We start from the raw sequence: 23124 nt of genomic DNA on the forward strand, positions 1-23124 counted from the left end.
TCTTCCATGCTCAATTCTTCCCGACGGCCAACTGTCGCAGTAAATGGCGCCATACCCCCTATGTGGCCTGCTATTTACTGCGCTTCAACGCTATTCTTCGCAGGTGATCCCGGTCGAATTTACTGCGGAAAGAAGGCCCCATGTCGAGCACGCAGCCCGTCGAGTACGCAGTCGCCGTCGAGCGGTATCTCGCGGCCTCGCACCTGAGCACCGGGTCCCTGCGCGTCTACCGGATCGCCCTCGCCACCTGGGCCTGGGCGCTCGCCGACCGCAGTGCCCCCGTCGGCCCTGACCGGCGCCGCGCGCGGCCCCCCGTCCTCCCGCTCGCGCTGCTCGACCACCCGGACGCCGCCGGACGCTTCCGGGGCGCCGTCGCCCGCCGCGCAGCCGACGCCGATCCCCGCACGCTCAACCGGGAACTCTCCATCCTGCGCGCGGCCGTCACCTGGTGGCGCACCCAGGGTTGGATCGACACCGACCCCACCACCGACCTGCGCCCCCTCCCGCTCCCCGCGTCCGGCTCCGGTCCCCTCACCCCCGAGGACCTGCGAACCCTCTTCGCCATCCGCGCCCCGCTCCGCGAACAGACCCTCTGGCACCTGCTCCACGAAAGCCACGCGCCCATCGAAACGGTCCTCGCCCTCGACGCCGACGACCTCGACCTGATCCACCGTCGGACCCGCCCCTCCGCCGGTGCCGACCTCCGGTGGCAAGCCGGCACCGCTCGCCTTCTCCCTCTCCACCTCGTCGGCCGCACCGCAGGACCGCTCTTCCTCACCGACCGCCGCGCCCCCGCCAACACCCCAGCCCCCGACCGCTGCCCCCACACCGGCCGCGCCCGCCTCTCCTACCGCCGCGCCGCCGAACTCTCCACCGCCTGCACCCGCCACCCCGACTGGACCCTGCGCCGACTGCGCACCGGCACCGACAGTGTCCGCCCGGCGACTTGAGCCGCCCGCGAAGCCGGGACGGCACCGTGGTCCGTTCGGCCTACGGCCCCACCACTTCCCGGTGCAGCCATTCGACGGCGCAGGTGGCCCTGCGCTTCCCGTCCGTCGACCAGCGCCTGTCCGACGGCACCCCCGTGACCGGCGTGCCGAGCCACTGGCGGTGGTCGGCACGCCATTTCGCGCACAGCTCGTCCGCCTGGCGGTGCAGCGCGGCCGAGCCGGGGGAGTTGCTGCTCCCGGTCAGTTGGAACGTCGCGTAGACCTGGCCCTCGTACGGTCCCGTGCAGGGCACCGGCAACACCCGGGGGCTGGTCCGGTAGTCCGGGTCGGTGGTGCGGTTGTAGCACTCGCCCACATCGAGGGTACTGAGCTCCGACCCGCCGGGGCCGAACAGCGGTGCGCCGATGAGCAGTTGGTAGCCGAGCCAGGCCGGGCAGAACACCAACGCCGGCACGGCCAGCGCCGTGGCGCGCAGGCGCCTGCGGTCCCGGGTCCACAGGGCGGCCGCGCCGAAACCGACCGCCACCACACCGAGCAGCGGCATCGGCCAGCTCAGCAGCACGAACAGCCCGGAGATCAGCGCCGCAACACCCCGATGCCCCACGAAGAATCCCGCCGCCAACCCGGCCGCGAGCACACCGTTGCCCACAGAGACCAGCACCGCCCGAAGACGCCACTCAGCCGGCAACCCGAAAACGATCCTGCCCACCCCGTCATCCACAACCGCACACCGTACGCCCGCCCCACACCCCCGGACAGAGACCCGGACCAACAACCTCACCCGCCGTCCGCTCGTCCGAGCCGCAACCGCGGGCGCCTGTGTCGCCTGGCAGGACGGCTTCGACTCCGTTCAGCAGCAGGTAAGTTGGCCGACAGGCGCGGTCGCACCGTCAGTTTGCCAAAGCCGGGCCCCGGTGCGCGAGAGCGCGTACCGGGGCCCGGGTGCCAGGTGGGTGAGGCTCAGCAGTCCTTGGCGAATATCACCGAGGCGTTCTCGTTGTACGTGTTGACCAGGTTCCCGGAATTGCGGTAGTTGAACGCGTCGCGCGGGCCGCCGTAGTTGGAGTTGTAGAACACCGTGACCGTCATGCACACGTTGGAGACAGCCGAGGCGGCGTTGTTCTTGAGGTGCTGCCCCTGGCCGTTGCCGGGGCTGGCGAAGGTGTACCCGGCAAGGTCGGGCACGTCCCGCACTCGCAGTGCGGTGTGGGAGCCCTGCTCGTTCGAGTTGTAGAAGAAACAGAAGGTGCTTTCCTCGCAGTCGCTCGCGTCGGCCTGCGCGGTGGTGGCGAGGATGGGGACGAGCAGGGCAGCGCCCAGGGCTGCTGCGGTGAGCTTGAGGGTACGCTTCATTTCTTTGGGTCCTCTCTTGGTGGACGTTCCAGGCGTAGGCAATCCCCTTGTTCTGCCTGGGGATTGGTGGGCCCGCCCGGACGTGAAAAAGTGCCGGCCCACTACTTCACTGATCGCGCAGCACGGCGTCGGCCTTGGCGAGTTGCTCGGTCTTCGCCGCGAACGCCGCCGTGAAGTCGGCTTGCTGCCGTGCGATCAGTTCCTTCTGCAAGGAAGTCTCGACCGCGAACCAGGTGTCGATCAGATCCACTTGCTGCTTGCAGGTCACGTCTGCCGTCGCCACCTGGAGTTCCAGCGGCGTGGGGGAGTCCCCCAGGAAGCGGCGGTCGCTGATGGCATCCATCGGGTTGGGGTAGGAGTAGCCCTTGTCCTTCATGCAGCCGGACCACGCCTCGAATGCCTGGGTGACCTGCGGCACCGACAGACTGGCCTTGAAGGTCTGGAAGTCGGCCTGCTGGGCCACGTTGCCCGGGCCCAGGTCCGCCGAGCCGGCCAGGCTCCGCTTCGCCTCGTCGTAACAGCCTCCGGGGGGTACCGGAACCCCGTTGACCTGAAGCTTCGTGTCGTCCGCACCGGTCTTCCCCGGGAGGTGTCCGGTGAGCACCTGCTGCTGCTCGGGGGAGAACTGCGGCGGGTGGACCGGGTGGGTGCGCGGGTCGCGGTCGCCGAGGTGGTAGCCGTTGGCCGCCGCCTCGGCCTGGTCCGTCACGCCGTACCGGCGGTCCATGAACGTGCGCGGTCCGGTCGGCGGGCCGGCGGGGCTGGTGTCGTAGTCGAGACCGAACCGCTGCAGGCACGCCTTGCGCAGCACGGCTCCCGCCCTGGCCAGCTTCTCCGTCTCCGCGTCGGAGAAGAGGTACGTCTCGATCGGAAGATGCGGATCGGCACTCGCCGGGAGTGCGGACGGGGCCTGCGCGGACGGGGCCTGCGTGGTCGGCACCGCCTCGGCGGCTGGGCCCCCGGACGGCGAACAGCCCGCCAGGGAAAGGAAGATGAGCCCGGCCAGGCCGACTCCCACACCTTTGCCGGTCAATCGCTGCTGCACGGCGGAACTCATACGCCGACGGCCTCGGTCGCGGTCACCGTTGCACTCATGGCCAGGTGCTTGCACATCTTCCGCATCTCGTCCTGCGTCCTCTTCCGGTCCGTTGGCATGGGCCGTCGGGTGAGCCCTCGGCCTGTGACGCCATCGTGGTGCGCGGAGGTATCGCAGTGGTCTCATCCCCGCGATACCCGGCGGCGCCGGCCGCCCTTGCCAGGCCGCCGTTCGTGCAAGATGCCCGTTCCTACATACCCTCAAGTGACTTGGCGTCAGCCCGGGCTCGGGGCGGGGCGGCCGGATTGCCGGTGCGGGTACGCGATACCCCCGCGATACCTGCACGCGATCATGGCCAATTAGCGTCGCGGCGCAGGTCGCGCCGCCGCCCGAGCCCGGGCGCCGCACGGACGCGGCCCCGTGCGAGGAGTTCTCATGCGCCAGCTCGTCCACCGTGCCACCACCGCCGTCGCGGTCGCGACCGCCGCCTTGGCCGGAGTGGTCCTCGTACCCGGCTCGGCCGAGGCCGCCGTCTACAACGGCGCCTGCGGAAGCGGCTACACCGTTGTCGACGCCCTGGAGGTCGGCGACCACGGGACCATCTACCTCACCTACAGCCGGTCCACCGGCAAGAACTGCGTCGTGAACGTGCGGGACAACCCGGGCGCCCGGGTGTACATGAACGCACTGGTCCGGGTGTCCGGCTCGCCGGACTGGATCGGCAACTACGGCCAGTTCACCACCTACGCGGGGCCGGTGTACGTCTCCGCGGCCGGCACCTGCATCGACTGGGGCGGCGAGATAGAGACCGTTTACGTCTACCGCGAGAACGTCCACTGCGGCTGACCGTTGCGGGCCTGCTCGGAGAAGTTCTGTTCCGAATTATGCCGAACGGCCTTGGCCGCCCCGGTGGATGGCACACGTCGCCACTGGGTACGCTCGGGCCACCCAAAAATGATCAAGAAAATGGGGAAGTCAATGCTCTTTGCCCGTAAGGCACTTGTCGCTGCGTCAATAGCGGCTTCAGCCGTTGTCGGTACCCTTGCCATGGCCTCTCCGGCGAGCGCGGGAATCTCGACCGGCTCGTACAACGTCGGTGACTGTGACGCCCAGTGCCTGGTCCTCTACTACAACACCGGCTACGGCGGCTCGCACACGACCATCGAGTCCGGCACCCCCAACGGTGGCGAGGGCGTGTACGACCTGGCGGGGTACACCTTCCAGAGCGATGGTGCCGGGCAGGGGAAGAGCCTGAAGAACAACGCAGCCTCGGCGAAGGCCCGGGTCTGGGGTATCGACGCCAGCGTGACGATTTACTTCAACAGCGGCTACGCCGGCCCCTGCGACAAGTTCCACAGGACCGAGTACCCGGTCGCCTGGCAGCTCTCGAACACGTACAACGAGAACGCGTCGGTGTACTTCCGGAACGTTCCGGTCAACCAGGGCTGCGTCAACTTCGGTTGATCGGAGCCATGAATTCGTGGCGGCCGCGGACCCACGCGGCCGCCATGTTCCTTGTGGAGAGAAGTGGATGACTGTGCGGAGACAGGGCTTGCCGACCGGGGCATCACGCGCTCTCGTGTTTGTCGCGGCCGCGCTCATGGCGACGGCCGCCTGTTCGGCAACCAAGGACCGGACCGGCGGTGAGCCCGGCGGTCGGAGCGTGGACGTTCGTCCCTCGGCCGTGCCCTCGGGCGGCGTTTCCCTGCCGGTCGAGAGGTTCGCTCTCACGGCCGAGGAGTCCAGCGCGGTCGACCGGGCCAAGGTCCTCCTGACCAACGAGTGCCTGGGAGGCTTCGGTCTGGACTACCGGATTCCGGAGCACCCGCCGCTGGTTGCCGAATCCTCCAGGCGCTACGGGATATCGGACCGCGGGGTCGCCCGCGACCTCGGCTACCACCTCCCGTCGCCGGCCGGCGGGGCAGCCGCCGGCAAGCGGCCCACCGAGGCGCAGGAAGCGATCCTGTTCGGAGCGACTCGTGCGGGAGTGCCGCAGTCGACGAGCCCCGACGGCCGCCCGATTCCACCCGGCGGCTGCTACGGGGATGCCGAGGCCCGGCTGGACGGCGGACCGCGTCCTGAGTCCGACATCGCCGCCGCGGCGGCCATCGACAAGGAGAGCTTCAAGCAGTCCCGGCAGGACGCGACGGTCGTGGCCGCCTTCCGGACGTGGTCGACCTGCATGGAACGCCAGGGCTACCGGTACCAGGACCCCATGGCCTCCGTGGGGGATCGGGCGTTCGACACCGCGGAGCCGACGGAGCGCGAGAAGGCCGTGGCCCTGGCTGACATGGACTGCAAGACCGAGGCAGATCTGCTGCAGAGGTGGGGTGCCGTCGAGGCGGAGATCCAGACGCGCATGATCGCGGAGAAATCCTCGGCCCTGAACAGGCTGAGCTCCTTCCAGAAGCGCAAGGTCGGCATCGCACGCGAGGTGATCGGACGCCTCGGGAACTGAGCAATGCTCCCGACACCGCGAAGCCCGGCCGAACCAGTCGATGCACGTTCAGTGGTCGCGCTCTGCGGTCCAGGTCGGCATGTGCTCGAAGAAGGTCACGGCGTCCGCGCGCCAGCGGGTGCGCCAGGAGCCTGCCACGGTGGATGCCTCACGCGCGTAGCAGTGGGCGTCGGCCTGCACTGCACGGTCGATGCCGTGCCGCCGTGCGATGGAGCGCACGCGGTCGAGCGTGTCGTCGTCGCCCTGCGGGTCGCCCAGGGCAGCGTCCAGGATCCTGCGCTCGGACTCGTCGGTGTCGGCGGCCAGCAGGGCGCGGACGACGTAGCTGCGGCGGCCTGCGCGGAGGTCGGAACCGAGGGACTTGCCGACCACGGCAGGGTCGCCGAACAGGTCGAGCCAGTCGTCGCGGAGCATGTTGGCGATCCCCAACGCGCTGGAGTAGCGGCGCAGTTCGCGGTCGTACGGTGCCGGGTCGACGTCGGCGGTGAGCAGCCCGAGGCGCAGCGGGGCCAGGATGGAGTAGCGGGTGGTCTTGAACTCGGTGACCGCGTGCAGGAAGTCGAGGTCGGGGACGGGGCCGAAGTCGCGTTCCAGGTCGAGGAACTGGCCGATGACGGTGGTGGCGCCGACGTCGGCCTGCTCGGCGACCATGGCTGCGGCGAGGCCGGGTGGCAGGTCGGAGGTGACCAGGACGCGCAGCGACAGGAAGGCGGCCAGGTCGCCCGCGAGGACGGCCAGGCCCAGGGCGGTGTCGGGCCGGTCCGGGTACTCGGCGCGGTAGGTGTGCGGGACTGACGGTGCGCCACGGCGCACGGCCGAGCCGTCGATGATGTCGTCGTGGATCAAGCCGTGGGTCTGGAGCAGTTCGAGGCTGATGGCGGCCTCCTCCAGGCCCGGCACCGGTTGGTCGGTGATCAGTGCGGCGGCCTCGTGGAGAACCGCTACCCGGAGGCGTTTGCCGCCGCGCAGTGACATGTCGCGCAGCAGGTCGAGTGCGCGCGCGGGGAACCGTCCGTGCTGTGGCCCGTCGAGGGCTCCGCCCGCAGGGTCGGTCAGGGTGTCGAAGTACGCCGCGAAGCGGGCGTCGAACCGGCGCCGGTGCTCGGCCGCGCGCCGCAGGGCGGCAGTGATCATGTGGTCCACCGGCCCAGACTTCCACCCACCCCGCCGGGAGCGCCAACTCCTGGGCCGTCTCCGGGGGACGAGGTCCAGCGTTCCTGTCGGGCTCGACACCGGGCCCGTGGTGGTGTGACAGCGGGGTTATCCGGCTGATACGCGCCCTTCCTAGGTTGGTTCCGAAGTGGACCGGTGCCGCCGATTCCGGGCCGGAGCTCTGCCGACGCGAGGCTGATGTGCCGGCCCGACGGCAAGGTGATCGACCCGAAGCATCGCGACACCCACAACCTCCGCCGCGCCACGCCGTTGCGCGGCCGCCTTTCGGAAGGACCCTCGTGACACCCAGCAAGTCCGGTCGCTCCACGGCCCGCAGGCGCCTTGTGCGCGCCGCCTTCGTCGGCACGGCGATCGCCAGCGCGATCGGTCTGACCGCCACCACCGCGTCGGCCGCCGCCTTCGTCGCGAACTTCACGCTCTCCCAGTCCGACTGGACCGCCGGTGCCAGCGTGGGGGCGGACAACGGCATGTCGCAGTTGGTCTTCCAGTCCGACGGCAACCTGGTGCTCTACAAGTTCACCGGAGCCGACAGCTACCCGGTCTGGGCTTCGGGGACCAAGGGCGACGGCGTCGTGCGGGTCGACTGGTCGCGGTCCGGATACGTCAAGCTCCTCAACTCCTCCGGCGGCATCGTCTGCACCCTGGGCGCGCTCAACCCGGCGCCCGGCGGCCACGCCGAGCTCCGGAACGACGGCAACCTGGTCTTCCTCAACACCAGCGGCACTGCCACCTGGTCCACCGGTACCTCCCAGGGGACCGGCAACCTCAACTACTGCTGGACCTGATCGGCCGTATCGGCCGGACACCTCCGCGACACCCACAGGGCGCCGCCCCGGGACACCTCTGGTCCCGGGGCGGCGCCCCCATGCGTTCCCGGTCTTCAGCACATCCACCCCCTGTGCAACAATCTGATGATCAGTCATCTGGTGCGCGTTACACATTGCTGCAGGTCAGCAGTGGGGCCGACGGGTTCGCAGCAGCGAGACCGGTCACGGCTGACGGCAACAGAGCTGAAGGGGTTCCGGGGATGTCCGTACCGACCATGGGCGGCGAAGGGGAGTCCGATGCCCCCTAGGCCACGACCACTCGACCCCGATGACGGCCCACTGCAGGCGTTCGCCTACGAGTTGAGGTGTCTGCGGCAAGCGGCCGGGAACCCGACCTACCGGGCACTCGCAGGAACCGCGGGCTTCAGCGCCACGACGCTGAGCGACGCCGCCGGCGGCGTGCGCAGGCCCACCCTGGACGTGACGCTGGCGTACGTCGGCGCCTGCGGTGGCGACGTCAAGCTCTGGGAGAAGCGCTGGTACGCACTCGACCGGCGGCTCGCCGGCAGTGCCGGAGCCGACGTGCGGGCCCGGCAGTCGGGTGTCCAGGCCGCGCTGACCGTCTCGGAGGTGATCGAGCCGACAGAGGCGGACGCCGAGAACCACGCCCCGGTGGTGGACACGTTCCGGAAACCGGGCTTCGAGCCCGAGCCGGTCGACGGCGAGGAGCCGGGAGCACCGCATCGGCGCCTGTGGCGGTCGCGGGCGTGGCTGCCCGCCATGGCCGTCGCCCTGGTGCTGGTGCTGACCGGCCTGCTCGTGGGTCTCAAGCGCGGGTCCGGCGACACCCACACGGTCTCCGGATCCGGCTGTCCGGCCGCCCCGGCCGGCGGAACGACGTTCCAGGGCCTGACCTACAGCGGGAGCACCCGGGTCCGCAGCAGCGCCAGCCGCAGCGCACCGGTGATCGACCAGATCCCGCCCGGGTGCACGGTCCAGTTCGTCGGCTTCTGCATCGGTGACGCCGAGTTGGACGTGACGGGCGGGACTCCCGATGTGCGCTGGTTCAAACTGGGCAGCGGCGGGCTGGTCTCGTCGGCGGTGGTGCACGGCAATCCGCCGTGGGAGTTGAGGCCGGACCGCTGCCCGGGTGAGTTCCCGGCTCCCTCGTCGATCTCCCTGGCGGTCGCGCCACGGCCCGCCGATCCCGAGACCGTGGAACTGCGCGCCAGCGGTTCCTACCTCGGCATCGTCGGGTTCGCCGGGTACTTCTCCGACAGCGGCCAAGCCGTGCCCGTGCCGCGCTGGCACCAGCTCGGCCTGATCGGCGTCGGCGCCGACGGGTTCGTACTCCCCTGGCGGATCGCGAAGCCGACGGCCGATCAGAGCCCGATCCAGCTGGTCGCCGTCGCCTGCCTGGGCGGGGACGGCCCCACCGATGTGCTGGACGCGCTGACCCTCCCCCCTGCGACCCCCACCCAGGCACGGCCACTCTCGCTGGGCGAGGGCGACCGGAGCACGGCCGAACGGACCGCCTGCCGCTACCCCTCCTAGACCCCTCACACAGCCAGGACCTGGGGAATCGCGTGACCACGGCCCGCGGCATCCAGCAGGGTCCGTGGGCTGCTCGACCGCGAAGGGCAGCAGGGAGTGGGGCCGCCGGGTCGGCGCGGCGGCTGGGCGTGGACGGGTGCCTCGGGCTCCGTCCGAGCCCTGCGCGGTCGGCCCGTCGGGCCGACCCGCAGCAGCCGCTCCCCGGGGGACCGCGGCGAGACGGGTACGGGGCCCTCGTGCGATACGGCGGCGTTACGCGGCTGCGCCAGCATGGTCGACGTTCGATCGACCATCGATGATCCGCCTCAGACAGGGTTCCGTATGCACGTCCTCCGCCGAGTCCTCGCGGCGTTCGCCGGCGTGGCGCTGCTCGCTGGCGTCAGCCTGTTCGCGTCCTCCACCGCGCAGGCCGCCACCTCCTGCTCCGGCACCGTCACGTACGACCAGAGCGTCTCGCACAACGGCGGTGTCATCGGCGAGTTGGTCATCTACTACAACAGCGGCAACGGCGGCACCAACAGCGCCTGCTTCTACCACCGAGGGGCGTCCTACGGCGTCTCGGCGACGACCAGCATCGAGATCTACCGGTGCCTGCAGAAGTCCGGTACGGGCGGCGGCTGCACCGTCGACGTCTCGTCGCGCATCGACAAGGGGTCGTACGCGTACAACGCCGGACCGGTCGGCGTGACCGGCACGGCGAACCACTGCGTCTACGCCTACGGCTACGTCAACTGGGCCGGCCACGAGTACTCCGTGTCGAGCGGGACCCGGGGCTGCTGAGAGCCCCGCGTCCCGCCCCCTCGACGGGCCGCGGAACGCCCCCGAGGTCCCGTCCGGGCTCCGGTGGGCCCGCCTCCCGCCGGCCCACCGGAGCCCGGCAGATCCGCATTTCCGACCGTGTCGAACCACTGGTGTTCGGCGCAAGAGAGGTTTTTTCCGTGCGCAAGAAGCTCGTCTCCGTCCTCGGCGCCCTCGCGATGGCCGGAGCCGCCACCGTGATGACCGCGCCCGAGGCCTCGGCGCTCGCCGCCTCGCCGGCGGAGGTCTGCGGCCCCGGCTACAAGGTCGTCGACTCCGAACAGCTCATCAACCGCGACGTGTGGGTCTACCTGACCTACAACAGCTCCAACGGCTACAACTGCGTGGTCACCGTCCGCGGGAACGCGGGCACCCCGGTGCACATGTCGGCCGGCCTCACCGTCGAGGGCAGCGCCCAGAAGTCCGACACCGGCTACTACGGGTCCTACGCCGGCCCGGTCTACGCCTACGCCGCAGGCAAGTGCGTCAAGTGGAACGGCTGGTTCAGCGACAACGACCAGAGCTCGTACGAGAGCCCCTGGAGCCACTGCGGCTGACCCCCGCCGACGACGGCCCCGCCACCGGACCCGGATCGCGCCCCCACAGCGATCCGGCCCGGTGGCGGGGCTTCGGCGTTCCACTCCGCCCGATGCCGCTGACCAGGGCACCTGGAGAGGTCTCAGCGGAGTACCAGGGCCTGGTCCGGCCCGCCGGGTGCGACGGAGAAGTTACAGCGCGCGCGAAGAATGTCCTGCGCGGCGTGGCCGGCTGCCGGACGGCATCGCCGGCCGCGCCGCGCCATGTCCTGTCCTTCCCTCCCGAGGAGAATGGTGAACCACCGTCACCTTCCGGGCCTGGTCCGGCGGATAGCCGGCGCCACGGTCGCAACCGTGGTGTTCGCTCTGCTGAACCTCGCCAACGTCACCACCGCCTCCGCCGCCACGGGCACGGGCGCCGCTGCGCTCGCCGCCGCCAACCTCGACAAGACGGCCGGCACCTGCGCGAACAGCCCGACCCACAACAGCCTCGGTGGCGCGCAGTTCGAGACCAGCTGCTCCGGCGGGGGGTCGGGAGGTCCCGAGTACTGGTGCGCCGACTTCGTGCAGTGGGTCTGGCAGAACTCCGGCTTCTCCACCGGTGGGTTGGATGCCGATGCTGCCAGCTTCTACGCCTACGGCCGGGACAACGGCACCCTGCACACCTCGGCCTCCTACCAGCCGCAGCCCGGTGACGCGGTCGTCTACGGCAGTGTGAACGACACCGAAATCCATCACGTCGCCATCGTGACCTCCGTCAACGCCGACGGTTCGATCACCACCGCCAACGGCGACTGGGGAGGCACCCCGGGCACCGGCTCGATGGCCGACTTCGCGGTCAGCTCCCGGGTGGCCGCCATCACGCTCTCCGCCGGCCAGAAGAGCGTGGGCAGCGTACCCGGCAACGTGGACACCGCGGACGGCTACACCATCGTCGGCTACACCACCCCCACGACCACCGGCAGCACCAACCCGAACACCCCGACCGCGATCTGCGGCACCGGCTTCAAGGTGATCGACTCGCACGCCCTCGGCGGCGCGGTCGTCTACCTGCTGTACAACGGCTCCACCGCTCGGAACTGCGTCACCACCGTGGCCACCGACCCGGGCGGCAAGGTGGCGATGGACGCGACACTGGCCGCGCAGGGTGGCTCCTCGGCCGGTAATCCGGGCAACTTCACGTACTACGCCGGCCCGGTCATCCTCGGGGCGGCGAACGTCTGCGTGCAGTGGGGCGGCTCCTACGCGGGCACCTCGTGGACCAGCGGCTGGAGCCACTGCGGCTGACCCCTGCTCGTGTGGTCGGCCCGTTGTCCGGCTGTTCAACGGTCCGTTCGGACGTTGTCAGGGCGTTGTACGGACTCTGTCAGGACAGCGGAACGCCGGGCGCTTGTACGGGATTGACCGCCCATCACCGGCTCGACGCCACCTGGCAACCAACCGTCGCCTTAGATCTCGTCCGTCAGCACGGTGCGCCCGGCAAGCCCGGGCGCACCGTTCGGAACACCGACGGCGCAGGAGAACAGGCGAGTGGAATTCGGGATCCTGGGGCCCCTTGTGGTCAGTGACGGAGTGCAGACCCGCACCGTCCCCAGCGGCAGGCAGCGGGCGCTGCTCGCAGCGCTCCTGATCCGGCACGGGCAACCGACGTCGGCGCAGTTCCTGACGGAGGCCATCTGGGACGAGCACCCGCCCAGGAGTGCCGCCGCCGCCCTGCGCAACTACGTGATGCGGCTGCGCAAGGCGCTCGGCGCTGCGGGTGAGCGGATCGAGACCACCGCCGGCGGCTACCGGATCGACGTCGACGCGCAGGAGTTCGACCTCCAGAGGTTCACCGTCCTGCGCGACGAGGGCATCGCCGCGCTGCGCCGACAGGACTTCGAGGGCGCCGCCACCCGGCTGGACACCGCCCTCCAGCTGTGGCGCGGGCCCGCGCTGGCCGACATCCCCTCGGACGCGCTGCTCCGCAAGGAGGCCGGGTGGCTGGCCGAAGCCCGCCTGGACGCCGTGGAGGCGAGGCTGGAGGCGCAGCTGCGGCTGGGCGGCGACGTCCGGGCACTCACCGCCGAGCTGCAGGCACTCACCACCGAGTACCCGGAGCGGGAGCTGCTCTGGGCCCAGCTCATGACGGTGCTGTACCGCAGCGGGCGGCAGAGCGAGGCGCTGGCCGTCTACCAGCGGGTGCGGCAGACCCTGATCGAGGAGATCGGCGTCGAGCCCGGCAGTGAACTGCGCGAGGTCCACCAGCGGGTCCTGCGCGGTGACCCCGCCCTTGACGGGCCGGCCCGGCCCCGCCCCGAGCCGGTCCGCATCAACTCCACGAGCGCCGGCGCGGCAGCGGACCCAGGAGCCGACGCGGGGGCCGGAGCGGGCGCGGCCGGGCACCCGGCAGCCGACCGGACCGCGGGCGGTCGACCGGGTTTCGCTGTGACGCCATGTCAGCTACCCGCGGCGCTGCCCGACTTCACCGGCCGGGCAGGGGAGACGTCCCTGCTCACCGGCCGGCTGACCGGCGTGGACCGCACGGCGCCGTTCACCGCCGTGATCTCGGGCCAGCCCGGCGTCGGCAAGAGCGCGCTGGCCGGCCAGGTCGCGCACGCCACCCGGGCCGCGTTCCCGGACGGCACACTGCACGCCGAGCTCGGTGGGACGGGCGACAGCCAGGCGCTTCCCGCCGCCGTGCTCCGGACCTTCCTGATCGCGCTCGGCGTTCCCGCCGACCTGGTGCCGGTCGGAGTGGAGGACCGGATCTCGCTCTACCGTTCGCTGCTGACCGGCCGTCGGATCCTGGTGGTGCTGGACGATGCCCGCGACAGCGCCCAGGTCCGCCCGCTGCTGCCCGGCGACCCCGGCTGCGCGGCGCTGGTCACCAGCCGCTACCGACTCGCCGACCTGGCCGGGGCACTGCCGCTCGAACTGGACGTGCTGTCCGCGGCGGAGGCCGAGCTGCTCCTGCGGCGGCTGGTCGGAACCGCACGGTTGGCAGCCGATCCGCAGGCGGCCACCCAGGTGGTCGCCGCCTGCGGACGGCTTCCGCTGGCGCTGCGGATCTGCGCGGCCCGGCTGGGCGCGCGCCCTGGCTGGAGCATGCGGCACCTCGCGGACCGGCTGGCCGACCAGCTGATGCTGTTGAACGAACTGCGGGTGTGCAGCCTGGACATCAGGGCCAGTGTCGAGCCCAGCTACCGGGCACTCGAGCCCGCCGCGGCCCGGGCCTTCCGGCTGCTCGCCACGGCCACGGACGGCCCCCTCTCGACCGTGCAGGCGGCCCGGGCACTGCACCTTCCGCTGCCGGCCGCAGAGCACTTGCTCGAACGGCTCGTCGACGCACACCTGCTGCTCACCGACGCGCCCGGCCGGTACCGCTATCCGGCTCTGTTGCGGGCTTTCGCCCGCGAGCAGGGTGGCCTGCGGCGCGGGGCGGTGCCGGCCCAGCAGGACAGGCGCGCCGCCGCCGAACGGCTGGCCACGCCGCCGACTCCGGGTGTGCGCTGGGCCACCGAGGTCTGACGCGGCGTCCGGCCGCCGCGCCAGGTCGGCTCGGCTCAGCAGTGGAACACCGGGCGGCGTGGGTCAGGGCTGGCGTGCCGGAGAGGCTGCCGGCCTTGACGCGGACGGCACGGTTCTGCCCGGGAGGGGCAGGTCGGATCGCCGCCCCCACGCGAGCATGGCGACTCCGCGTACCACCGCCGTCTCCGACCGGTATCGCGGCTCGCCCCGAGCGTACGAGCTACAACTCCGTCCGCTCGCAAGGGGGTTCACGGCTCGGCGAAACCTCAGGCTTCGTCATATCCCTGGTCAGCGGCTGAGTTACTGACCAATGACGGGCGTGATACGCGCCGCGTGGAGGATTCCCGTGGATTCGCGACCAGCCGGCCGCCGCACCGCCCCAGCTCATGGAGGACCGTGGGCATGCACGCCTGTATCCGCACGAAGCCCATCCGCACTTCCCCTCCGCTCCTCGTGGTGGCCACCGCAGCGCTGGGGACACCCGCCCTCCCGCGGCCGCCGCCACGATCTTCGGCGCCAAGGCCGACCTCGACGGCCGTGACGGGCCGTCATTGAACGCCAACAGCGTTCCCCACGACGACTGTTGCCGACCGTCCGGCGGATTCCGCGAAGCCGGCCGTGTCCATCGAGCAGTACCGGTCCCCGAGCTGTCACCGGAATTCGTACCGCTCACCCGGCTTCGCCGGGCAGCGGCGAGCGCGCCTGCGCAGGCGCCGCCCTTCTCCGCAGCAACCACGTCAGCGACGCCCGCACCCACCAGCGGTGCCGCTGCGCGCTGCCCGCTGCTCCAGCCGGGACCCCTCCATCAGACCTCTCGCCCGCCGGTGCCCGACAGCGGGACGAGTCCAGGGCCGATCCTCCACCGAACCAGAAGGAACCACCACATGGCATCCGCCATCAAGACCCGCACCACCGCAACCCGACTGCTCACGGCCGTCGCCGTCCTGAGCGGTCTGGCGCTGAGCGCCGTACAGGCCCACGCGGCAACCCCGTCGTCCCGCACCGAGGCGCCGGCGGCCGTCGCAGCCGCGCTGCCCGTGGTGGACATGGAAGCCACCGTCCTGGCCGCCCAGATCGACCCCCGCCGCCCCGACAGCACGCTGACCCCGGGGGCCAAGGACTCGGTCCTGGCCGTCGAGCGAGCCCTGCAGGCCCGGAACCTCCTCGACGCCCGCTGGGTGGACGGGTACTTCGGCACCACCACCATCACCGCCTACGCCGCCTTCCAGCGCTCCCTCGGCTACAGCGGCCTGGACGCCAACGGACTGCCGGGCTCCTCCTCCCTCACCGCGCTCGGCCAGGGCAAGTTCACCCTCACCCACCAGATCGCGGCCGGCGCGAAGGTGCAACGCGACGGATACACCGTCGACACCCGCACCCAGACGATGCTCACCGAAGCCGAACGCCTGCTGGGCTTCCATCTCACCCTGGACCAGGGCTCCTACAACCCCGGCGGCGATCCCACCTCGGCGGGTACCCACGACGGCGGTGGCGTCGTGGACGTCAACGTCGACGGGATGTCCAGCACCACCCGCACCGCCGTCGCCCGGGCACTGCGCCAGGTCGGATTCGCCGCCTGGGTCCGCAACCCCAACCAGGGCGACTGGCCGTGGCACATCCACGCCGCAGCGATCAGCGACACCGATCTGGCCACCCAGGCCCAGAACCAGGTCGGTGACTACTACCTCGGCCTCAACGGCCTGGCCAACCACGCTGCCGACGACGGCCCCCGCATCCCCATCCAGACCTGGGAGGAGTACCAGCGCACCCACTGACCGCGCACGGCGCCACTCCGAGCACGACCCAAGAGCCCCTTGACGACACGTCACGAAAAGAGCAGGTCTTGAAGAACATACGCACCACGCTCACCATCGCCGGCACCGCACTGGCCATGGCCGTCCCCCTCATCGCCACCACCTCCGCCCCCGCCTTCGCCGCCTCCCGTGACGGAGTCTGCGACTCCGGAGAGTTCTGCCTCTACTACAACAGCGACCAGGCCGGCTCGATCTCCGACTTCACCGGCTCCATCAGCGACTACGGAGCCACCCAGCCGAGCTGCTACGAGTTCAAGAGCGCCGGCAGCGGCCAGGGCGTCTGCGTCAAGAACAACGCCGCATCGGTGTGGAACCGCACCGGGCAGACCGTCCGCGTCTACTTCAACAGCGGCTACGCCGGCGCCGGCCAGGACTTCGCCCCCGGCGCCAAGGACAACCTCAACTCCACCCTGAAGAACAACGAGGCCTCGCACCAGTTCCTCAGCGGTGGCGGCGGTGGCAACGAGGGCACCACCAACGACTTCGACCACGGCACCCGCGGCTTCGCCGCCGACAACTGCACCGCCTTCGCGGCGTTCCGCATCGCCGACCGTCTCGGCGTCCCGAACTTCAGCAACTCCTGGGGCGGCACCAACTGGGGCAACGCCGGCACCTGGGACGACGCCGCCCGCCGCGTCGGCGTCACCGTCAACACCACCCCCACCGTCGGAGCCATCGCCGTCAACGACACCCACAAGGTCGGCCACGTCGCGTACGTCAACGCGGTCTACTCCGACGGCTCCTTCGACGTCGAGGAGTACAACTGGAACAACCCCCTCGGCTACGGCACCCGCAGCCACCTCCGCGTCAGCAGTTCGGAGTCCTCCTTCCAGTACATGCTGCATTTCTGAGCAACCATCAGCAGGACCCCGGCAGACCCGCACCGAGGGCAGCATCACAGCCGGGATGATCGTGTGAGTGTGCAGGCCCCGGCGGTGTGACGATGTCCGTCGGAGCCGCAGCGGTGCACAACGAAGCCCCGTCGAACGAAGGCGACCTGGAAAGGCCACCTTCCCGACGGAGCTTCGACCTGCCACCGCTCTGCCAACGACCGCCCCCGTCAGGTCGAGGCGCGCCGGTACCGCACGTACCGCCTCCGCTTCGCGCAGAGCTGGTCGGCGTTGCCGCCGGAAGAGAGTCCGCTGGAGCATCCAAAGGAGACCCGGAGGGACAGTCCATGACGCGGTGCAGCGTCGACGTCCGGGCAGGCGAGGTGGGCCTCGTCCTGGTCGAGCTCACCGCGATGCGCTACGAGACCTGGCGCACGCAGCACTCACGCGACGACTGCCGAGGCGTGCTGGTCACCATCTCCTGCACGGGAAGACCAGCCGGGACTTCGCCCACCGCACCGCAATCCTGACCGCGCTCGGCGACAGCGAGCTGCTGCTCCCTCTCGCCAGGTGGCCGAACTCCGTTGCTTCGCCGGCCGGTTCGTCAGCACCGACCCGCTGCCACAGGCGGCGGGGGCCGCGAGAGTGCCGTCCTTGACGGACTGTCAGAGGTCGGTGGCCATCGCGCTGACGACCACCGCGGCGCCGGGCTGCGCGAGCGCGCCGAGCTCTTGGTCCATTGATCGCCTCACTTTCAGGGGCTGCGGGTGGTGGTGATGTGCTGGACGCCGTTCTGGACCGCGTAGATGGCGCCGTGTCCGCTGGCCCGGTTGGTCATCCGCGACGGCCCGGCGGGCGGCGCGACGACCGGGGCCTTCGCGGTCTCGGTGGCGTCCGCAGCCGGGGCGGCGGATGACCGGAGCCACGCCGACGAGCTGAACTCCTTGTTGTGGACGGCTACTTGGCGGTAGTCCTCCGGATCCATCCCCGGCTGGCCGGGCTGCACCGTCTCCTCGTGGAAGTGCTCCGAGAGGGCCAGGACCGCGACGGTCTGCGGTGGGGCGTCGGCCAGTTCGGTGCGGACGGCGGGCGCGTCGAGCAGCCGGGCCAGTACCTCCAGCGGTCGGCCGGCCACCTCCCCGGCCGGGCCCAGCCGGACGTCGCCGGCGTGCAGCGCCATCCGGACCCGGATCGTGGTGAGCGGCCCGGCCAGCCGGTTGTGTGCCCGCAGCCGGGTGGCGAGCTCGTCGAACAGCGGGTGGATCAGCGCCGCCTTCCGCACCCCGGACGGGGCGGTGACCCGCAACCCGTCGCCCAGGTCGTCGACCCGGCAGGCCGCCCAGTCGATCCGGCTCCGCTCGACGGACTCGCGCAGCATCGTGCGGAGCGCCGCACGGACCGTCAGCAATGCCGGGTCGCCGCGTCCGGCAGAACGTTCGATGTCCACTGCGAGCACCGCCCGGTACGACAACTCCCATTCCATGCTGCTCCTCCTGACGACTGGTCACACCCTGCCCGGGGCGTTGCACCTCACCCCTCTGTCTTGACCGCACCGGCCCCGCCTCCGGTTCCCATGGTGGCGGACCGTCGGGCCCAGAACCCCGTCGGAATACGGGTTTTCCGGCCGGACCGTGCCACGGCGGGACGCATACTGGTCCCACCGGCGCGGCTCACGGGAGGGCGCGCCCGGAGCAGCGCGGGCAGGGAGAGCAGTGGCACCGAGCGACCGCCGCCGGGACGAGGGCATCCCGTCCGGTCACACCCGGACGTGGCCGTTGGCGAGCCTGCTCGGTGGTCTGCCCCCGGTCGAGCGGGACCGCCTGCTGGCGCTCGGCACCGAGGTGCGGTACCCGGCTGACCGGGTGCTGCTGCGGGAGTCGGACCTGACGGACTTCCTGGTGGTGCTGCTGGCAGGCGTGGTCAAGGCGACCAGGCGCACCCACGACCACCGGGACGCCCTGCTGGCCGTGCGGATGGGCGGCGACCTGGTCGGCGAGTTCGCGGCTCTGGACGGCCGGCCGCGTTCGGCGACGGTCACCAGCTGCGGCCAGGTCACCGCCAGGGTGGTGAGCCGGGCGGAGTTTCTCGACTGTCTGCGGCGCGAGCCGCGGATCGCGCAGGCTGTCAACGCGTCCGTCGTCACCAAGCTGCGGGTCGCCAACGACCGCCGGGTCGACTTCACCGGCTGCGACACGGAGACCCGGCTGGCCCGGGTCATCTGCCAGATCGCGGTCAGCTACGGGGAGCCGGTCGGCGCCGGCGCCGTCATCCACTGGCCGGTCACCCAGCCGGAGTTGGCGACGCTCTGCGGCGCGGCCGAGCCAACCGTCCACAAGGCGCTGCGTCGGCTGCGCGAAGCCGGGGCCGTGAGCACCGGGTACCGCACCATAAGGGTGGAGAGCATGGCACTGCTCGACGCCATCGCGTTCCCCTGATCACCCGGGCATCTGACCATCCGTCAGCACAGCTGCCGGCTCGGCTGCTTCGCGGAGCTGCCGTGAACAGCCATGGCGGAAACCGTCGTTCGACGGGGTCTCACCGTACCGCCTGCACTAGCCTGACCGACGACGGGACGCCCCGAGGGCAGTTTCGGACCCTGCCGTGCGCCTACGCACGCTCGGTGGGCTGCCAAGCTCCGTACCGGCCGACCGCCCCCGCAGCGGTCCGCCCCGAGAACGGTCGCATGCCACGGCCGGGAGAGACTTCGCGATGGAAGAACCGGCCGAGTCCGACGTGAGGACCGCGACGGACGCCACCAACAGCAGCGCGGGCCCGACCGGGCCGGGCGGCGGCAACGACTACCGCCTCGACATCGACGGCGATGCCCTCGGGCCAGTGGTGGTCGGCGACCACAACCTGGTGGTGGACGCCCAGCACGGCTCCTCGGTGACCCTCCTGGTATCCGGCCGGCGTCCGACCCCGGTACGCCGGGAGCGAGTGGCCCTGCTTCCCCGCCGGCAGCCGGCGCCGCTCGGACGCGCCACCGAACTGGCCGACCTGGAACGGGCGATCCGCGACGGCGGGCTGGTGCAGCTGTACGGTCCGTCCGGAACGGGCACCAGCATGCTGCTGCGCCACGCCGCGCACCGGCCGGCCGCCGCCCTCGACGGGCGGGTGTACCTCAACGCGTTCGACCGCGAGGTCGCCGACCTGGCGCAGGAGATCTTCGAAGCCTGCTACGACGCCATCGGCTACGCCCCGTCCGAGCCCGAACTGCGGCGTCTGATGGCCGGGGTACGGGTCACCGTGTACCTCGACAACGCGAACCTGACCCGTACTCAGGCCCTCGCCCTGGCAGACCTGGCGCCGGACGCGACGTTCGTCCTGGCCTCCCACCAGCGGTCACTGCTCGGTGAGGACGGCGCGCTGGTCGAACTCGCCGGACTGGACAGGGCAGCCGGGCTGGAACTGCTCGTCCGCGAACTGCGCCGCCCGCTCGCCCAGGACGAACTTGCCGCCGCGACCAGCCTGTGGCAGGCCGCCCAGGGGCGACCGCTGCACCTGCTGCAGGCCGGCGTCCTCGCCCGCTCCCGGGTCGGCACGGGCGGCGGACTGCCCCTGGCCGGCGAGGTCGCGGAACTCGTCCCCCTGCTGCTCGACGGACTCGACGCCCCGTCGGCGGAGGTGCTGCGCCTGCTGGCCACCCTGGACGGCGCGGAACTCGCGGCGGCCCGGATCGGCGCGATCGTCGACCTGCCCGACGCCACGGGCGTGTGCGAGCGGCTGGCCGAGACCGGCCTGCTGCGGGCCGAACAGGACGGCTACCGCTGCCCGCCGGACGCCGTCACGGCGGCCCTCGGCCGGACCACCCCGTTCCCGTACCAACGGATCTGCTCGCAGCTCACCGAGTGGATCACCCGGCCGGACACCACCCCCGCCGAAGTGGCCGCGCACAGCCGGGCGTTGGACCGGGCCGCCGCGCTCGCCGAGGCGGCCGGCCAGTCCGAGCTCGCGGTCGTCCTGGCCCGGGCCGCCTCCCCGGCACTGGCCCGCGCGCTGCGCCCCGGGGCGTGGGGCCGGCTGCTCGGCCGCGGCTGGGGAGCCGCCGAGCGGGCCGGTGACCGGCAGGCACAGACCTTCTTCGTCCACGAGGAGGGCATCCGCAGTCTGCTGACGGGCCGCCGGGTCATCGCGGCCGCGCTGCTCGGCGAGGCCGCGATGCTGTGGAAGGCGATCGGAGACCTGCACGGCGCGACGGCCGCGCTCCACGCCCAGAGCGTCGCGCCCTCGTTGATGGGTCCGCTGCCCACCGTCCCGACCGTCCCCACGCCGGGTGCCGGCCTGAGCGGGGCCGGGGCGCACGGCGGCGCGGCACACGCCGCGACCACGCCAGGTGCCGCCGCGCACGGTGCGCAGGCCAACTCGGTCGCCTCGCACATGGCCAACCTCTCGCCCGCGCCGGCGCAGCCCGCCGCGACCGTTCCGCACGCCACCGTCCCGGCGGCGCAGCACGGGGCCGCCGCGCAGGCGGGCCACGCGACAGCCGGCCACGCCGGAACGTCCGCCGCCGGTACGTCCGTTGGCCATGGCGCTGCCGGTACGTCGGCCGCTCTCGGCGCGGGCGCGGGGGCGGCCGGGGTGGTGGGTGTGCTGAGCGCCAAGGCGCTGCTGATCGGCTTGGCCGTGCTGCTCGCCGTGGCGGGGGCGGTCACCTGGTCGGCCTCCACCGGGGGCGGCGGCGGTGCGACCGCCGAGGAGAAGGGACTGCGCGAGCCGTTCGACCAGGCGGTGCAGGCACTGTCCACAGCTCCGGGCGTTCGCTACCAGGGCGACTGGAACGTCGAGGAGTACCTCAACGACGTCACGGTGACCACGCACGGCGAGAAGTTCGGCACCAGCCACCTCAAGGGCGACACCATGCAGTCCGACACGAACTCGCATGACCTGCTGACCATCGGCGGCAAGGACTACTCGCGCTGGCACGCCTCCGACCTGATCCTGCGTCTGTGGACCTACGACGGCCTCGGCGACCGGACCACCGACGGCAGCAGCCGCCTGACGCAGGAGATGTCGCTGTACGAGACGCCGGCCGACCTGGCCAAGCGGTTCTCGCAGGCGCTCGCCGACAAGCCCCGTCTCCCGGCCGCGAAGGACCCGCAGACCACCGACGTCAACGGCGTCCCGGCCCTGCGTGCGGACACCACCGTCGGCTACCTCTACGTCTCCCGGGACGCGCCGTACCGCTTTCTGCGCTGGGAGCCGCCGAGCGCGATGAACTTCCACCTCCCCAAGGACGGTCAGCTTCCCCGCGCCAGGGAGATCCAGTCCCCGCTGTGGGAGACCTCGTCGGTCGACCTGACGACGGTCGCGCCGACGGAGGTCGGCACGATGTACGACGGCCTGGAGAAGTACGCCAAGGACCTGACGACGGCGACCTACGGAACCCTCGACTTCACCGGTCGCGGGGACGGCAGCTCGGTGAACTGCGATGCCTCCGGGTGCCACGTCAAGGAGGTCGTCAGCGCGGACGTCCTCCAGGGCGACGCCCTCGTCCGTCGGCTCTCGCACGTCAACGTGCTGCTGACGGTCGGTTCGCTCACCATCGACGGCCGCGCGGCGGGCAGTTGCTCCAGCGGCCCGCAGCCGCTGCCGGTCGGCGGCAGCACCATTACCGGCACCCTCACCTGCGACAATCCGTCCGCTGCCGCCGTGTATCAGCAGATCGCCGCAGAGAGCCAGGCCCGGGCGAACGCCGTCGGCAGCAACTCCTACTGGGACCGCGCCGACGACATCGAGATCAAGGCCCTGGTCCTCACCCAGGCCGAGGTCGACCAACTCCTCGCCACCGTCCGGCAGGAACGGTCGGCGGCCTGATGACCACCCCCTCGGACTCCTCGGAAGGAGCGCCCATGGCCACCGGAGCCGGTGACCGGTACGACATCCGGATCGGCGGCGACGCGCACGGCCCCGTCGTCGTCGGCCGCGACAACCGCGTCGAGACGACTCCCGCGCCTGCCGCGGCCGCCGAGCCGGAGTCCCCCACCCAGAACAACACGGCCGGCGGGCATGCCACCCTGTACACCGTCATGAAGGGCGACATCCACATCCACCAGGAACCGGGCGCCGACCGGCCCTGACCGGCTCCGCCACCACGCCGCCCAGCTCCTCGTTGAATGCCTCTGGACATCCAACCGGGCCGAGCACCACCACCGCCGGCCGCAACCCGGTGAGCCGTCACGGTCACAGCACCGGATCGGCTCAACCGTGCGGAAACCGCGCCCAGGGGCGTGGTCCCAAAGCGGTCCCAGAGGTACCGATCCGCCCGCTGTCACTGGCGGCAACGACGTGCCGAAGGCGAAGATGTCGCCCAGAGCTTGGCCATCCGCAAGCCGGCGAGCAGGGGCG

Annotated in this window: 21 protein-coding genes; 16 read left to right on the forward strand and 5 right to left on the reverse strand. The window is 71.4% G+C overall.

Annotation, left to right across the window (positions count from 1 at the left end; all coding sequences use genetic code 11):
- Window positions 1–140 precede the first annotated feature (140 nt).
- Window positions 141–950 (forward strand): hypothetical protein, encoded by an 810-nt coding sequence (locus tag OHV05_RS26795; RefSeq protein WP_405019916.1) that lies wholly within the window; start codon window positions 141–143, stop codon window positions 948–950.
- A gap of 40 nt (window positions 951–990) precedes the next feature.
- Here the strand turns inward: OHV05_RS26795 and OHV05_RS26800 are convergent, their stop codons facing one another.
- From OHV05_RS26800 to OHV05_RS26810, 3 genes are all read right to left on the reverse strand, one after another.
- The gene (locus OHV05_RS26800; protein ID WP_405019917.1) at window positions 991–1671 is read right to left on the reverse strand and encodes a hypothetical protein; all 681 of its coding nucleotides are present in this window, start codon (window positions 1669–1671) and stop codon (window positions 991–993) included.
- Between the two features lie 239 nt (window positions 1672–1910).
- Complete coding sequence (locus OHV05_RS26805) at window positions 1911–2303, reverse strand: peptidase inhibitor family I36 protein (RefSeq protein WP_405019918.1); 393 nt, start codon at window positions 2301–2303, stop codon at window positions 1911–1913.
- Window positions 2304–2409: 106 nt separating this feature from the next.
- Complete coding sequence (locus tag OHV05_RS26810) at window positions 2410–3243, reverse strand: hypothetical protein (protein ID WP_405019919.1); 834 nt, start codon at window positions 3241–3243, stop codon at window positions 2410–2412.
- 531 nt (window positions 3244–3774) lie between these two features.
- Here OHV05_RS26810 and OHV05_RS26815 point away from each other — a divergent pair.
- From OHV05_RS26815 to OHV05_RS26825, 3 genes are all read left to right on the forward strand, one after another.
- Entirely contained in the window at window positions 3775–4185 is a 411-nt protein-coding gene (locus tag OHV05_RS26815) for a spore-associated protein A (protein WP_405019920.1), read from the forward strand.
- Window positions 4186–4386: 201 nt separating this feature from the next.
- Entirely contained in the window at window positions 4387–4803 is a 417-nt protein-coding gene (locus OHV05_RS26820) for a hypothetical protein (protein WP_405019921.1), read from the forward strand.
- A gap of 115 nt (window positions 4804–4918) precedes the next feature.
- Window positions 4919–5797, forward strand: a complete 879-nt coding sequence (locus OHV05_RS26825) for a hypothetical protein (protein ID WP_405019922.1) — start codon at window positions 4919–4921, stop codon at window positions 5795–5797.
- A 48-nt stretch (window positions 5798–5845) separates the two neighbouring features.
- On the opposite strand, the gene OHV05_RS26830 is transcribed toward OHV05_RS26825, so the two are convergent.
- Window positions 5846–6931 carry a polyprenyl synthetase family protein gene (locus tag OHV05_RS26830; protein WP_405019923.1) on the reverse strand — a complete coding sequence of 362 codons (1086 nt, stop codon included), beginning with the start codon at window positions 6929–6931 and terminating at the stop codon, window positions 5846–5848.
- 317 nt (window positions 6932–7248) lie between these two features.
- Between OHV05_RS26830 and OHV05_RS26835 the strand changes: the two genes are divergently transcribed.
- The 9 genes from OHV05_RS26835 to OHV05_RS26875 all read left to right on the forward strand — a co-directional run bounded on the left by OHV05_RS26835 (window position 7249) and on the right by OHV05_RS26875 (window position 17309).
- On the forward strand, window positions 7249–7755 hold the full coding sequence (locus OHV05_RS26835; protein WP_405019924.1) for a hypothetical protein: 507 nt from the start codon (window positions 7249–7251) through the stop codon (window positions 7753–7755).
- Between the two features lie 279 nt (window positions 7756–8034).
- Window positions 8035–9291 (forward strand): hypothetical protein, encoded by a 1257-nt coding sequence (locus OHV05_RS26840; RefSeq protein WP_405019925.1) that lies wholly within the window; start codon window positions 8035–8037, stop codon window positions 9289–9291.
- A 321-nt stretch (window positions 9292–9612) separates the two neighbouring features.
- Window positions 9613–10071: a hypothetical protein gene (locus OHV05_RS26845; RefSeq protein WP_405019926.1), complete on the forward strand. Its 459-nt coding sequence runs from the start codon at window positions 9613–9615 to the stop codon at window positions 10069–10071.
- Between the two features lie 158 nt (window positions 10072–10229).
- Window positions 10230–10646: an acetyltransferase gene (locus OHV05_RS26850; RefSeq protein ID WP_403043738.1), complete on the forward strand. Its 417-nt coding sequence runs from the start codon at window positions 10230–10232 to the stop codon at window positions 10644–10646.
- A 273-nt stretch (window positions 10647–10919) separates the two neighbouring features.
- A complete protein-coding gene (locus OHV05_RS26855) occupies window positions 10920–11912 on the forward strand; it encodes a CHAP domain-containing protein (protein ID WP_405019927.1) in 993 nt (330 codons plus the stop codon).
- 285 nt (window positions 11913–12197) lie between these two features.
- Window positions 12198–14135 (forward strand): BTAD domain-containing putative transcriptional regulator, encoded by a 1938-nt coding sequence (locus tag OHV05_RS26860; RefSeq protein ID WP_405019928.1) that lies wholly within the window; start codon window positions 12198–12200, stop codon window positions 14133–14135.
- Window positions 14136–15019: 884 nt separating this feature from the next.
- Window positions 15020–15910, forward strand: a complete 891-nt coding sequence (locus OHV05_RS26865; protein WP_405019929.1) for a peptidoglycan-binding protein — start codon at window positions 15020–15022, stop codon at window positions 15908–15910.
- Window positions 15911–15978: 68 nt separating this feature from the next.
- The gene (locus OHV05_RS26870; protein WP_405019930.1) at window positions 15979–16800 is read left to right on the forward strand and encodes a CHAP domain-containing protein; all 822 of its coding nucleotides are present in this window, start codon (window positions 15979–15981) and stop codon (window positions 16798–16800) included.
- A 326-nt stretch (window positions 16801–17126) separates the two neighbouring features.
- Complete coding sequence (locus tag OHV05_RS26875) at window positions 17127–17309, forward strand: hypothetical protein (protein WP_405019931.1); 183 nt, start codon at window positions 17127–17129, stop codon at window positions 17307–17309.
- A gap of 224 nt (window positions 17310–17533) precedes the next feature.
- Here OHV05_RS26875 and OHV05_RS26880 read toward each other — a convergent pair whose 3' ends face one another.
- Entirely contained in the window at window positions 17534–18262 is a 729-nt protein-coding gene (locus OHV05_RS26880; RefSeq protein ID WP_405019932.1) for a hypothetical protein, read from the reverse strand.
- Window positions 18263–18491: 229 nt separating this feature from the next.
- On the opposite strand from OHV05_RS26880, the gene OHV05_RS26885 reads away from it, so the two are divergent.
- The 3 genes from OHV05_RS26885 (at window position 18492) to OHV05_RS26895 (ending at window position 22856) form a co-directional block, all read left to right on the forward strand.
- Window positions 18492–19214: a Crp/Fnr family transcriptional regulator gene (locus OHV05_RS26885; protein WP_405019933.1), complete on the forward strand. Its 723-nt coding sequence runs from the start codon at window positions 18492–18494 to the stop codon at window positions 19212–19214.
- Window positions 19215–19488: 274 nt separating this feature from the next.
- Window positions 19489–22593 (forward strand): hypothetical protein, encoded by a 3105-nt coding sequence (locus tag OHV05_RS26890; protein ID WP_405019934.1) that lies wholly within the window; start codon window positions 19489–19491, stop codon window positions 22591–22593.
- A gap of 35 nt (window positions 22594–22628) precedes the next feature.
- Window positions 22629–22856 (forward strand): hypothetical protein, encoded by a 228-nt coding sequence (locus tag OHV05_RS26895; protein ID WP_405019935.1) that lies wholly within the window; start codon window positions 22629–22631, stop codon window positions 22854–22856.
- Window positions 22857–23124: the final 268 nt, after the last annotated feature.

The organism is Kitasatospora sp. NBC_00070, from assembly GCF_045041205.1.
Lineage (GTDB): Bacteria > Actinomycetota > Actinomycetes > Streptomycetales > Streptomycetaceae > Kitasatospora.

What these genes read in the sequence shown, in the direction of transcription:
- OHV05_RS26795 (WP_405019916.1), top strand. Translation starts at nt 141, where the DNA reads ATGTCGAGCACGCAGCCCGTCGAGTACGCAGTCGCCGTCGAGCGGTAT.
- OHV05_RS26805 (WP_405019918.1), bottom strand. Translation starts at nt 2,303, where the DNA reads ATGAAGCGTACCCTCAAGCTCACCGCAGCAGCCCTGGGCGCTGCCCTG.
- OHV05_RS26815 (WP_405019920.1), top strand. Translation starts at nt 3,775, where the DNA reads ATGCGCCAGCTCGTCCACCGTGCCACCACCGCCGTCGCGGTCGCGACC.
- OHV05_RS26820 (WP_405019921.1), top strand. Translation starts at nt 4,387, where the DNA reads ATGGCCTCTCCGGCGAGCGCGGGAATCTCGACCGGCTCGTACAACGTC.
- OHV05_RS26830 (WP_405019923.1), bottom strand. Translation starts at nt 6,931, where the DNA reads ATGATCACTGCCGCCCTGCGGCGCGCGGCCGAGCACCGGCGCCGGTTC.
- OHV05_RS26840 (WP_405019925.1), top strand. Translation starts at nt 8,035, where the DNA reads ATGCCCCCTAGGCCACGACCACTCGACCCCGATGACGGCCCACTGCAG.
- OHV05_RS26845 (WP_405019926.1), top strand. Translation starts at nt 9,613, where the DNA reads ATGCACGTCCTCCGCCGAGTCCTCGCGGCGTTCGCCGGCGTGGCGCTG.
- OHV05_RS26865 (WP_405019929.1), top strand. Translation starts at nt 15,020, where the DNA reads ATGGCATCCGCCATCAAGACCCGCACCACCGCAACCCGACTGCTCACG.
- OHV05_RS26875 (WP_405019931.1), top strand. Translation starts at nt 17,127, where the DNA reads ATGACGCGGTGCAGCGTCGACGTCCGGGCAGGCGAGGTGGGCCTCGTC.
- OHV05_RS26880 (WP_405019932.1), bottom strand. Translation starts at nt 18,262, where the DNA reads ATGGAATGGGAGTTGTCGTACCGGGCGGTGCTCGCAGTGGACATCGAA.
- OHV05_RS26890 (WP_405019934.1), top strand. Translation starts at nt 19,489, where the DNA reads ATGGAAGAACCGGCCGAGTCCGACGTGAGGACCGCGACGGACGCCACC.
- OHV05_RS26895 (WP_405019935.1), top strand. Translation starts at nt 22,629, where the DNA reads ATGGCCACCGGAGCCGGTGACCGGTACGACATCCGGATCGGCGGCGAC.